This window comes from Streptococcus mitis SK597, from assembly GCF_000148545.1.
In the GTDB taxonomy this organism is placed as follows: Bacteria; Bacillota; Bacilli; order Lactobacillales; family Streptococcaceae; genus Streptococcus; species Streptococcus mitis_C.
In genome coordinates this window covers 17,724-28,897 of record NZ_AEDV01000078.1, presented here as the reverse complement: position 1 = coordinate 28,897, position 11,174 = coordinate 17,724, and the positions used below count along the sequence as shown (strand labels likewise).

The 11,174-nt window shown below is 38.4% G+C and carries 13 protein-coding genes and 1 pseudogene; 9 read left to right on the top strand and 5 right to left on the bottom strand.

The genetic code is table 11. The annotated features are described in order from the left end of the window. Positions 1 to 933: hypothetical protein (locus tag SMSK597_RS0102920; RefSeq protein WP_000868698.1), on the bottom strand; the 933-nt coding region annotated here is incomplete at its 3' end. Between the two features lie 12 nt (positions 934 to 945). Continuing rightward, positions 946 to 1,098 carry a hypothetical protein gene (locus SMSK597_RS13955; protein WP_004238369.1) on the bottom strand — a complete coding sequence of 51 codons (153 nt, stop codon included), beginning with the start codon at positions 1,096 to 1,098 and terminating at the stop codon, positions 946 to 948. A gap of 538 nt (positions 1,099 to 1,636) precedes the next feature. Between SMSK597_RS13955 and SMSK597_RS10155 the strand changes: the two genes are divergently transcribed. After that, on the top strand, positions 1,637 to 2,500 hold the full coding sequence (locus SMSK597_RS10155; protein ID WP_000427007.1) for a helix-turn-helix domain-containing protein: 864 nt from the start codon (positions 1,637 to 1,639) through the stop codon (positions 2,498 to 2,500). Positions 2,501 to 2,582: 82 nt separating this feature from the next. Here SMSK597_RS10155 and SMSK597_RS10150 read toward each other — a convergent pair whose 3' ends face one another. From SMSK597_RS10150 to SMSK597_RS10140, 3 genes are read right to left on the bottom strand one after another with little or no spacing between them, the layout of a single operon-like run. Continuing rightward, positions 2,583 to 3,350: a hypothetical protein gene (locus tag SMSK597_RS10150; RefSeq protein WP_000498758.1), complete on the bottom strand. Its 768-nt coding sequence runs from the start codon at positions 3,348 to 3,350 to the stop codon at positions 2,583 to 2,585. A gap of 15 nt (positions 3,351 to 3,365) precedes the next feature. After that, positions 3,366 to 4,061: an ABC transporter ATP-binding protein gene (locus SMSK597_RS10145; RefSeq protein WP_000054205.1), complete on the bottom strand. Its 696-nt coding sequence runs from the start codon at positions 4,059 to 4,061 to the stop codon at positions 3,366 to 3,368. A gap of 4 nt (positions 4,062 to 4,065) precedes the next feature. Next, on the bottom strand, positions 4,066 to 4,431 hold the full coding sequence (locus SMSK597_RS10140; RefSeq protein ID WP_000119149.1) for a GntR family transcriptional regulator: 366 nt from the start codon (positions 4,429 to 4,431) through the stop codon (positions 4,066 to 4,068). A 139-nt stretch (positions 4,432 to 4,570) separates the two neighbouring features. Between SMSK597_RS10140 and nrdR the strand changes: the two genes are divergently transcribed. The 8 genes and pseudogenes from nrdR (at position 4,571) to SMSK597_RS10105 (ending at position 11,173) form a co-directional block, all read left to right on the top strand. Continuing rightward, on the top strand, positions 4,571 to 5,044 hold the full coding sequence (gene nrdR / locus SMSK597_RS10135; RefSeq protein ID WP_001203672.1) for a transcriptional regulator NrdR: 474 nt from the start codon (positions 4,571 to 4,573) through the stop codon (positions 5,042 to 5,044). Next, positions 5,045 to 6,214, top strand: coding sequence for a DnaD domain protein (locus tag SMSK597_RS10130; RefSeq protein ID WP_000802374.1), 1,170 nt, complete (start codon positions 5,045 to 5,047; stop codon positions 6,212 to 6,214). Beyond that, positions 6,215 to 7,111: a primosomal protein DnaI gene (gene dnaI / locus SMSK597_RS10125; protein WP_000446500.1), complete on the top strand. Its 897-nt coding sequence runs from the start codon at positions 6,215 to 6,217 to the stop codon at positions 7,109 to 7,111. It abuts the gene before it with no gap. Further along, complete coding sequence (locus SMSK597_RS0102910) at positions 7,108 to 7,821, top strand: NADPH-dependent oxidoreductase (RefSeq protein ID WP_000140821.1); 714 nt, start codon at positions 7,108 to 7,110, stop codon at positions 7,819 to 7,821. The genes dnaI and SMSK597_RS0102910 overlap by 4 nt, the downstream gene beginning before the upstream one ends. 13 nt (positions 7,822 to 7,834) lie before the next feature. Beyond that, positions 7,835 to 9,145: a ribosome biogenesis GTPase Der gene (der, locus tag SMSK597_RS10120; protein ID WP_001207696.1), complete on the top strand. Its 1,311-nt coding sequence runs from the start codon at positions 7,835 to 7,837 to the stop codon at positions 9,143 to 9,145. A gap of 81 nt (positions 9,146 to 9,226) precedes the next feature. Next, positions 9,227 to 9,562: a hypothetical protein gene (locus SMSK597_RS10115; protein ID WP_000681322.1), complete on the top strand. Its 336-nt coding sequence runs from the start codon at positions 9,227 to 9,229 to the stop codon at positions 9,560 to 9,562. A 184-nt stretch (positions 9,563 to 9,746) separates the two neighbouring features. Continuing rightward, a pseudogene (locus SMSK597_RS10110) lies at positions 9,747 to 10,539 on the top strand (hypothetical protein). Continuing rightward, entirely contained in the window at positions 10,532 to 11,173 is a 642-nt protein-coding gene (locus SMSK597_RS10105) for a hypothetical protein (RefSeq protein ID WP_025169699.1), read from the top strand. Before SMSK597_RS10110 ends, SMSK597_RS10105 begins: the two are co-directional and overlap by 8 nt. Position 11,174 lies beyond the last annotated feature (1 nt).

Sequence of the window (11,174 nt, the reverse complement as noted above, 5' to 3'; positions counted from 1 at the left end):
TCCACTATCTTTGATCCAACCTGTCGCCATAGAACCTGAGTCTTTTAGGTAATACCAAGAGTGATTATCATATAGCCAATCACTAGCAATCATAGCTCCTGATGATTTAAAGGCATACCAGTTGCCACCTTGATAGAGCCAAGTTTGATTGAACATGATTCCTTTATCATTCATAAAGTACCAAGTTCCCTTGTCCTTAACCCAAGCATTTTGAACTAATTGTCCTTGTTTTTGATAGTACCAGGTTTCACCGTCACTATTTTTTAGATTTAGCCAGCTTTCTGCTTTTACAATCGGATAAAGTTCTCTGAAGACTCCCCCCCCTTTGTAGAAATGACTGATAGTCCCTGGTTTTACAAGTTTAATATTATCATACTCCTCTGCCCAAGCAAAGACTTTTTGACCATTGATAGTCTCTGGTAAGGTAGCAGTGTAGGTCTTAGTTTGATAGTCCCATTTAGTATCAAGGTAGGTGTATTGATCATTTGATTCTTTAATACGATAGTAGCCACTCTTTCCACCATTATATACATCATCTACCACTTTAGTGGACCAGGTTTTTACTTCATTTCCGCTCTTGGCCTCGACCTTGATATCTCCTCTATAGCCATAAGGAACATAGAAATTCAGGTAATGTCCTTCTTCTCCGATATTGGATCTATCCACTTCTTGACTTAGGAAATTGACAGTTTGATCTTGACCATTGAGACTGACCCTCCACTCAATTTTCTCAGTTTTTGGTAAATCCAAGACTTTGATATCTATGCTATGACCATTGTTAAATCGAAGAATTTTGTCATCTTGATACACAACTCCTCCTTTAACACGCCAAACTTCTTTAAGCTCAAAGGCTTGACCTGAATGAGGGAAAGCTAGTAAAGCTAAACCTGCTAGAGACAAACCAAATAGTGTGATTTTTTTTGATACTTTCATTTTCTTAACTCCTTATTTTTGAAATAAAACAAATTGGCTGTTTTCTGGATAAACTGATACATGTTGCTCTTCGTGAATTTTTGATGCATCTTCAAGTACTAGAGGATAAGAGTATTGATACAGTTCCTCTAAAGTGATTTTTCCGTTAGTATTGGTGTCTGCCATAGGCGAAATCATTCTATTTTGAAGTGAATCCCAACCTGTAAATACCGTTTTATCGCTACTAATAGATTTCGTACAGTTTTTTCCTCCATGACAAGTAAAGGTGGTTCACATCGTTCTTGATAGAAGATTTAAATAGTTCTTGCATATTTGCAATAATCTCAGCTTTTGTTTTATCTGGGAAACGAACAACTTTACTAAAGTTTTGGTTACTAAAAACCTTTTACATAGTATTAACATCTTCAATAGGTACTGCTCTTGTTGATGTTTCACCCGTTTTTAGTGTAAGAACCGTCAGAATGTTTATACCACCAACGACACTACCATTGGAGTGACTATAATCCTAGGGAGAGATAGATTCTTGAGCAGAAACTGGACTATTTACTGCTAGTGTTGACGCTAAGCTCAGTAAAGCAACTGATGGCAATAAAATTTTTTTCATAATCATATTGTCCTTTCTGTTTTATTTTTGTATAATCATAATCATATCACAAATAAAAAAAACAGGTTTAATTTTTTGCAGAAATGGAAGAGGGATAGTATGGAAAATTTTGGAGCAGTTTTAAAGGATATCCGTATTTCAAAAAATTTTCGTCTTAAAGATTTGGCTTGTGATAAGATTAGTGAGTCAACTATTTCTCGTTTCGAAAATGGGATTACAAAATTATCTATTGATCATTTTTACATGTTGTTAAATCGCCTGGGGATCTCATTTTCGGAATTTGAAGAATTAGTCCATTGCTATTATTCCAAAAAAGAATGCTTTTTTGAAGAACTAGAACATGCTGTAAACTCTTCAGATATCATTTTGTTACAAGAACTAATAAAGAAAATAGAGCTAAAACAAAAGCAGGAAAAAAGTTTATGCAATTGTCACATAAAATCGATTGCTGAACAACAGATTAATCGCCTTGCAAACCTTCCTTACAATACATCTAAATGTAATGAGTTAATCAAGTATTTGCTTTCTGTAGATAATTGGATGGAGTATGAACTGAAAATTTTCTATAATTCGGTGTTTTTTATGAACACTAAAACCATAAGCTTACTATATAGAGTGGTAATCAAGAAAACACGACATTTTTTAAAAACAGATATGGGAACACATAGAGTAATTCCTTTATATTTATTTAATTTAGAATTATTATTAAAAAATAATTTGTTAGATAGCGCTCAATTTTTTATAGATGATTTAGAAAATTTACTGACTAGACAAGGATATTATTTTGAAAAGACTTATTTACTTTTTTTAAAAGGTATTTATCTCATAAAAACGAATCAGGTAGAGTTAGGTAAAAAAGAATGTTCCAAAGCTATGAAAATATGTAAGGAATATAATGATAGTGTCACAATAGAGAAATTAAACAAGACCTTTAAATCAGATTTAAAAGGATTTGTTTTTTAAATAAAGTTAGACAGAAAATGAGATAAAAGAAAAAGGATAGCCTCTCTGTGATGAGATGTTATCCTTTTTGATTGTTATGAAACTATTGCAAATTAACCTTATTTTTCAAGATATAGTAGGTTCCGAGGTAAAAGATAGCTATGAATATGAGTTCTTCAACAATGCCTACGCTTGCTCCCATATAGAAATTATCATTAAATCCTGCAAGTGAATTAATATAGAAGTTAGTACTGGTATTGAAGAAGACTTCAATAAATCCAATGACGATTTGGATACCAATGTAGGCTGCAACAGCGAGTGCTGTACGGTATTCGTTGAAAAGTTGTCCGATGGAAATGGCCAAGTAAATGCAGAGGATAAATGAAATTGTACTAAGCAGGAAGGATAAGACAGTAAGACCAAAGCCGGTAAAATGTTCTCCAACAAATGATAGAAGAATAGAAAGTTGAACTTCATCAAAATTTGTTGACAGTAAGATAATATAGATACATAGGAGTAAGACAGCAGTGCTAATCAACGACCAGATAAAAGCGCCGATTAGTTTGGCTGTGATAATATGGTGTTCAGAAACTGGCAAGGTTAAAGTCAGATAGCCTTGTCGGTCATAGACACTACCTTTGAAGCGTTTAATGATTAAGAAAATGGTTGAAATCCCCAGTGTAATCATCAACCCCCCAAAGACAGTTGCTAGAAAAATGAGTAGGACAGGTTGGCTTTCTTTGACAGGCAGATTGTTATAGGTCTGCGCTTGTATCCCGATAAGGGCAGAAAGGACTAGCACAGCAGCGTAGAGGGCTAAATACCACTTGTTAACATTTTTAAATTCGTAGCGAACTAAATTCCAAAACATAATAATCTCCTTTGCTTAGGCCTTAAATTCCTGACGGAAGAGCTGGTCAATGGATTCACCAGACTCATAGCGAATATCATCTACATTTCCTTGACGGACGACTTTTCCGTCCTTAAGGAAGACAATTTCATCCAAGATTGGCTCGATATCAGAAATCAAGTGGGTAGAAATCAAAACGGTAGAAGTTGGTGAGTAGTTATTGATAATGGTATTGAGGATATACTCACGGGCTGCTGGGTCCACTCCACCAATAGGTTCGTCCAGAACGTAGAGACGAGCATCACGGCTCATAACCAAAATCAGTTGTACCTTTTCCTTGTTCCCTTTTGATAATTTCTTGAGACGACTATTTTCATCAATGCCGAGGTCTGCAAGTAGATGATGGGCGCGTTCAAGATTGAAATCTTTATAGAAGGTCTTGAAGTAGGTTAGGGCTTCTTTGACCTTCATTTGCTCATTGAGATAGGTCGTATCCGGCAAATAAGCTACGATGGCCTTGGTTGCTGGGCTTGGGTCCATGTCGTTGATGAGGACACGTCCTTGATCTGGTTGTAAGAGGCCATTGATTAGTTTAATCAATGTTGTTTTCCCTGAGCCGTTTGGACCGAGAAGACCAACGATTTTTCCAGCTGGGATCTCAAGGGAAACATTTTCAAGGGCTGGTGTTGCTCCATATGATTTGGATACATTTTCAAATGCTAGTAATGACATAGGCTTAAACTCCTTTAATATAATCGCCGACTACGCCTGGTAGTTCTTCTTTTTCATAGCCAAAATGGGTCATGGAGGAAACGAAGTGTTCCAATTCTTCTTCCGATAATTGTTTGCGTGATTGGGCGATCAGTTCCTTATCCTCAGTTACAAATCGTCCAGTTGTTCGCTTGCTGTAGACAAATCCTTCTCGTTCGAGGTCTGACAAGGCTCTTTGGATGGTGTTGGGATTGACACCGGCCTCGCTCGCTAGCTCTCTCACGGTTGGAAGTTGTTGATTGGGTTCCAGTGTATGGGAAACAATCTGAAGCTTGATTTTCTCCATAATCTGTAAATAGATGGGTTTTTTGTTGTCAAATGTCCAGGACATCTTGTTCTCCTTTCTTTTATCTTTTTGTCTTAATTAAATAATACAACAAAACAAAAAACTTGTCAAGCAAAAAGAAGAATTGTTTTGGGAATCGTTTAAAAAATGGTATAATGAAAAGAAAACGATAAGGAGGGAAAGGATGCGTTGTCCAAAATGTGGGGCTACCAAGTCAAGTGTTATCGATAGTCGCCAAGCAGAAGAAGGGAACACTATTCGTAGAAGACGTGAGTGCGACGAATGCCAGCACCGTTTTACAACCTACGAACGAGTAGAAGAAAGAACCTTAGTGGTTGTTAAAAAAGATGGCACACGGGAACAATTCTCCAGAGATAAAATCTTTAATGGAATTATCCGCTCAGCCCAGAAACGTCCTGTGTCAAGTGATGAAATCAACATGGTAGTCAATCGTATCGAACAGAAACTCCGTGGTCGAAATGAAAATGAAATTCAAAGTGAGGACATCGGTTCACTCGTCATGGAGGAGTTGGCTGAGTTAGATGAGATTACCTATGTACGTTTTGCCAGTGTCTATCGTAGTTTTAAGGATGTCAGTGAGCTAGAGAGCTTGCTCCAACAAATCACCCAGTCCTCTAAAAAGAAAAAGGAAAGATAAATGAAGCCAATTGACCGTTTTTCTTATCTAAAGAATAATCGGGTGTCGCAAGATACCTCATCTCTGGTACAGTGCTACCTCCCGATTATCGGTCAGGAGGCACTGAGCCTTTATCTTTATACGATTAGTTTTTGGGATAATGGTAGAAAAGAATATCTTTTTTCAAGTATCCTCAATCATCTCAACTTTGGGATGGATAGACTGATAAAATCATTGAAAATCTTATCTGCTTTTAATCTCTTGACTCTCTATCAAAAGGGGGATACCTATCAGCTAGCCCTCCATGCCCCTCTATCTAGTCAGGATTTCTTGGAACATCCTGTTTATCGCAGACTCTTGGAGAAAAAAATTGGCGATGCCGCTGTGGAGGATTTGAAAGTTGAGAGTGCTGAGGGAGAAGAAATACCTGTCTCACTCAATCAAGTCTTTCCAGACTTGGCAGAACTGGGAAGTCAAGAAGACCTTAGTCTCAAGAAGAAAGTGGCCAACGATTTTGACTTAGACCATTTTCGTCAGCTCATGGCTCGAGATGGGCTTCGCTTTGCGGATGAGCAGTCTGATGTCTTAAACCTCTTTGCCATTGCCGAGGAGAAGAAATGGACTTGGTTTGAGACTTATCAATTGGCTAAGTCAACAGCTGTTTCCCAGGTTATTTCAACCAAACGCATGCGGGAAAAAATCGCTCAAAAACCTGTTTCCTCTGACTTTAGTCCTAAGGAAGCAACCATTATCAAAGAGGCCAAAAGTAAAACTGCATTGCAGTTCTTGGCAGAAATCAAGCAAACACGCAAGGGAACTATTACCCAAACAGAAAGAGAACTCTTGCAACAGATGGCTGGCTTGGGCTTGCTGGACGAAGTTATCAATATCATTCTCTTATTGACCTTTAATAAGGTGGATTCGGCAAATATCAATGAGAAATATGCCATGAAGGTAGCCAATGACTATGCCTATCAAAAGATTCATTCGGCAGAAGAGGCAGTTCTTCGGATCCGTGAGCGAGGGCAGAAGAGTCAGGCTCAAAAAGGCAGTAAACCGAGTCCTGCCAAGTCCAATGTACCCAAGTGGAGCAATCCAGATTATAAGAATGAAACTAGCGAGGAAACTCGTCTGGAACTAGAACGTAAGAAACAAGAACTATTAGCTCGATTAGAAAAAGGAGGAGATTAGATGGAAAGTGTCGGAGACGTACTCAAACGTCAACCCAGCCGTTTTCACTATCAAGATTTGGTCCAGAAAATCATGAAGGACCCTGATGTTGCGGCCTTTATCCAGCAAGAATCCCTCAGCCCAGAGGAATTAAATCGCAGTATCTCCAAGTTTAATCAGTACATCACCGAGCGTGACAAGTTTCTCCGTGGGGATACGGATTATATTGCCAAAGGCTACAAGCCGATTTTGGTTATGAATCATGGTTATGCGGATGTTTCTTACGAAGAAACTCCTGAACTAATCGCGGCGGAAAAAGAAGCGGCTATTAAGAACCGTCTCAAGTTAATCAATCTGCCAGCCAGTCTCAAGCAAGCTAGTTTGGCTCAAGTAGACTTGGATGATTTGGAGCGCTTGCCAGTTTTTGAAAAGTTATTAGCCTTCGTGGAGCAATATCCAGCTATTCGAAAAGGTCTTTACTTATATGGAGACTTTGGTGTGGGTAAAAGTTTTATGGTGGCTGCCTTAGCTCATGATTTATCAGAAAAACGTGGTGTTTCATCCACTCTTCTCCACTATCCTAGCTTTGTCATTGATGTTAAAAATGCTATCGGTGATGGTAATGTCAAGACCTTGGTAGATGAGATTAAACTGTCTGAAGTCCTGATTTTAGATGATATTGGTGCCGAGCAATCAACAGCTTGGGTGCGTGACGAAATCCTGCAGGTCATTCTCCAATATCGGATGCAGGAAGATTTACCGACCTTTTTCACATCCAACTTCGACTTTGAAGATTTGGAGCAGCATTTTGCTAAAGGGAAACATGGAAATGACGAAATCTGGGAAGCTAGACGGGTCATGGAACGCATCCGTTATTTGGCTGAGGAGACTCGTTTAGAAGGAGTGAACCGTCGATGACAGAAACGATTAAATTAATGAAGGCTCACACTTCAGTGCGCAGGTTTAAGGAGCAAGCCCTTCCTCAGGAAGACTTGACTGAAATCTTGACAGCAGCCCAAATGGCCTCGTCTTGGAAAAATTTCCAATCTTACTCTGTGATTGTGGTACGAAGTCAAGAAAAGAAAGATGCTTTATATGAATTGGTGCCTCAAGAAGCCATTCGCCAGTCTGCTGTTTTCCTTCTCTTTGTCGGAGATTTGAACCGTGCAGAAAAGGGAGCTCAGCTTCATACTGATATATTCCAACCCCAAGGTGTGGAAGGTCTCTTGATTAGTTCGGTTGATGCGGCTCTTGCTGGTCAAAATGCCCTGCTGGCAGCTGAAAGTTTGGGCTATGGGGGAGTTATCATTGGCTTGGTCCGTTACAAGTCAGAAGAAGTGGCAGAGCTCTTTAACCTGCCTGACTACACCTATCCTGTCTTTGGGATGGCGCTAGGTGTGCCAAATCAACATCATGATGTGAAACCAAGACTGCCACTGGAGAATGTTGTCTTTGAGGAAGAATACCAAGAACAGTCAACTGATGCAATCGAAGCTTATGACCGTGTACAGGCTGACTATGCTGGGGCGCGTGCGACCACAAGCTGGAGTCAGCGCCTAGCAGAACAGTTTGGTCAAGCAGAACCAAGCTCAACTAGAAAAAATCTTGAACAGAAGAAGTTATTGTAGAAAGTGAGAAATTATGGCCCTACCAACTATTGCCATTGTAGGACGTCCCAATGTTGGGAAATCAACCCTATTTAATCGGATCGCTGGTGAGCGAATCTCCATTGTAGAAGATGTCGAAGGAGTGACACGTGACCGTATTTATGCGACGGGTGAGTGGCTCAATCGTTCCTTTAGCATGATTGATACAGGAGGAATCGATGATGTCGATGCTCCTTTCATGGAACAAATCAAGCACCAGGCAGAAATTGCCATGGAAGAAGCAGATGTTATCGTCTTTGTCGTGTCTGGTAAGGAAGGAATTACCGATGCAGACGAATACGTAGCCCGTAAACTTTATAAGACCCATAAACCAGTTATCCTCGCGGTTAACAAGGTGGACAACCCTGAGATGCGAAATGATATCTATGATTTTTATGCCCTCGGTTTGGGCGAACCATTGCCTATCTCATCTGTCCATGGTATCGGTACAGGGGATGTGCTAGATGCCATCGTAGAAAATCTTCCAAATGAATATGAGGAAGAAAATCCAGATGTCATTAAGTTTAGTTTGATTGGTCGTCCAAACGTTGGAAAGTCAAGTTTGATCAATGCTATCTTGGGAGAAGACCGTGTCATTGCTAGTCCTGTTGCTGGAACAACGCGTGACGCTATTGATACCCACTTTACAGATACAGATGGTCAAGAGTTTACCATGATTGATACAGCTGGGATGCGTAAGTCTGGTAAGGTTTATGAAAATACCGAGAAATACTCCGTTATGCGCGCCATGCGTGCTATTGACCGTTCAGATGTGGTTTTAATGGTTATCAATGCGGAAGAAGGCATCCGTGAATACGACAAGCGTATCGCAGGATTTGCCCATGAAGCTGGTAAAGGGATGATTATCGTGGTCAACAAGTGGGATACGCTTGAAAAAGACAACCACACTATGAAAAACTGGGAAGAAGATATCCGTGAGCAGTTCCAATACTTGCCTTACGCACCGATTATCTTTGTATCCGCTTTGACCAAGCAACGTCTCCACAAACTTCCTGAGATGATCAAGCAAATCAGTGAAAGTCAAAACACACGTATTCCATCAGCTGTCTTGAACGATGTGATTATGGATGCTATTGCCATTAACCCAACACCAACAGACAAAGGGAAACGCCTTAAGATTTTCTATGCGACCCAAGTGGCAACCAAACCACCAACCTTTGTTATCTTTGTCAACGAAGAAGAACTCATGCACTTTTCTTACCTGCGTTTCTTGGAAAATCAAATCCGCAAGGCCTTTGTCTTTGAAGGAACCCCAATCCATCTCATCGCAAGAAAACGTAAATAAAAAAGTAGAATCTGGAATGACATTTCCAGATTTTTTTGATAGAATGAAGTTGAAGAAAACGCTATCAAAAAGGAGGTGTCGATGAAACATTTGTTTAAATTTATAATCTTATTTCCCTGGTTTTACTTTTTCAATTGGATTGAAAAGGATAATAGAGAAAGTAAATTTTTCCCAATTTTTTACTATTTTTACTGGTTTTACATTCCCCTCTATGCTCTTTTTAGCCTTGCTTGGACAGTTATTTCAGTTCTGTTTTTCAATATCGTCTTGAGAAATTTGACAGTTATCAAGTTATGGGGCATTTGGTTTCTTTTTATTCTGCTAGCTATTGGTCTGAATAGGTTAACTTATTTCTGTTTCAAAAAAATGCTTCGCTTGAGACGAGAACTAGGAAAGTCTAAAGGCGGAAGGCATTGATTTATACTCTTCGAAAATCTCTTCAAACCACGTCAACGTCGCCTTGGATTATATATGTAACTGACTTCGTCAGTCTTATCTACAACCTCAAAGCAGTGCTTTGAGCAACCTACGGCTAGTTTCCTAGTTTGCTCTTTGATTTTCATTGAGTATTATATTACTTTCTATTTGTAGGAGGTGGCTTATGAAGATTCCTCTCTTAACTTTGGCAAGGCATAAATTTGTTTATGTCTTGCTTACTTTGCTTTTTCTTACTTTGGTTTATCGTGATGTTTTGATGACTTATTTCTTTTTTGATATTCATGCGCCCGATCTAGCTAAATTCGATGGACAAGCAAATTAAAAATGACTTATTAAAATCAGCATTAGATTTTCGTATTCTCCAGTTCAATCTAGGTTTTTATCAATCATTTATTATTCCAATCATCATTGTTTTGCTAGGTTTTCAATATATTGAGTTGAAAAATAAAGTTTTACGATTGAGTATTGGAAGAGAAGTGAGTTATCAAGGGTTAAAAAGAAAGTTGATTTTGCAAGTTGCAAGTATCCCTTGTTTGATATATTTAGTGACTGTGCTGATAATTGCAATCATAACTTATTTCTTTGGGACTTTTTCGCCTCTGGAATGGAATTCTCTATTTTCTGATGGGAGTAGTTTACAAAGATTCCTAGATGGAGAGATAAAAAGCTATTTGTTCTTTACTTGTGTCCTACTAATCGGTATTTTCATCAATGCAGTCTATTTTTTAAAAATAGTTGATTATTTAGGGAATGTGACTCGTTCGGCAATTGCCTATTTGATGTTTCTATGGCTTGGTTCTATGTTACTCTATAGTGCCTTGCCTTACTATATGGTTCCTATGACGAGTTTGATGCAAGCTAGCTATGGGGATGTAAGTTTGATGAAACTCTTTACTCCTTATATCCTTTATGTTGTCCCTTATATGGTACTTAAAAAATATGAAGATAATGTTTAAGAACTTTAACAATATTTTGCTAAAGAGAAAGATCGTTTTACTACTTCGCATAGTTCTGATGATGATTTTGATAAACTATCTATTGTCAACAGCGGTTCAAAAGCAGGATGCTTTTCTCTTTTTCAAGAGAGAATTGATTTCAATCTTTTCCTATAATGATTATTCTGAAGTGAATTTAGAAATCCCCAAACTCTTGTTAAACCTTTCGCTTTTCATGGTAGGATGGCTCTCTGTCATTTTACTTGAAAGTGATTTGGCAGACCATTACCATCACTTGATTCGCTATCAATCAAGCTCCTTTTTCGATTATACAAGGAAACGATTGGTTGTCATTTCTAAATTTTTTATTCAAGATTTATTTGTCTGGTTTCTTGGTTTACTTCCTCTAGGAATTTATTTTAAAACAGTTGCTCTCTTCTTTTTACTTGCTCAGTTAATGATGTTGTATTTGTTACTGTCTTATCTGATAGCACTTATTAGTGCGGGCGCTGGTTTTTCCTTTTTTCTCTATTTTTTAGCATTTGTGGGACAAGAATGGATGATGGATCATATTGTAACAGTGTATTTAGTACTCTTAAGTTTATTAGTTATGTTGATTCTTAGTCGCTTGGAAGAGAAATTTAAGAAAGGATAAA

What these genes read in the sequence shown, in the direction of transcription:
- SMSK597_RS13955 (WP_004238369.1), bottom strand. Translation starts at nt 1,098, where the DNA reads ATGGCAGACACCAATACTAACGGAAAAATCACTTTAGAGGAACTGTAT.
- SMSK597_RS10155 (WP_000427007.1), top strand. Translation starts at nt 1,637, where the DNA reads ATGGAAAATTTTGGAGCAGTTTTAAAGGATATCCGTATTTCAAAAAAT.
- SMSK597_RS10150 (WP_000498758.1), bottom strand. Translation starts at nt 3,350, where the DNA reads ATGTTTTGGAATTTAGTTCGCTACGAATTTAAAAATGTTAACAAGTGG.
- SMSK597_RS10145 (WP_000054205.1), bottom strand. Translation starts at nt 4,061, where the DNA reads ATGTCATTACTAGCATTTGAAAATGTATCCAAATCATATGGAGCAACA.
- SMSK597_RS10140 (WP_000119149.1), bottom strand. Translation starts at nt 4,431, where the DNA reads ATGTCCTGGACATTTGACAACAAAAAACCCATCTATTTACAGATTATG.
- nrdR (WP_001203672.1), top strand. Translation starts at nt 4,571, where the DNA reads ATGCGTTGTCCAAAATGTGGGGCTACCAAGTCAAGTGTTATCGATAGT.
- SMSK597_RS10130 (WP_000802374.1), top strand. Translation starts at nt 5,045, where the DNA reads ATGAAGCCAATTGACCGTTTTTCTTATCTAAAGAATAATCGGGTGTCG.
- dnaI (WP_000446500.1), top strand. Translation starts at nt 6,215, where the DNA reads ATGGAAAGTGTCGGAGACGTACTCAAACGTCAACCCAGCCGTTTTCAC.
- SMSK597_RS0102910 (WP_000140821.1), top strand. Translation starts at nt 7,108, where the DNA reads ATGACAGAAACGATTAAATTAATGAAGGCTCACACTTCAGTGCGCAGG.
- der (WP_001207696.1), top strand. Translation starts at nt 7,835, where the DNA reads ATGGCCCTACCAACTATTGCCATTGTAGGACGTCCCAATGTTGGGAAA.
- SMSK597_RS10115 (WP_000681322.1), top strand. Translation starts at nt 9,227, where the DNA reads ATGAAACATTTGTTTAAATTTATAATCTTATTTCCCTGGTTTTACTTT.
- SMSK597_RS10105 (WP_025169699.1), top strand. Translation starts at nt 10,532, where the DNA reads ATGTTTAAGAACTTTAACAATATTTTGCTAAAGAGAAAGATCGTTTTA.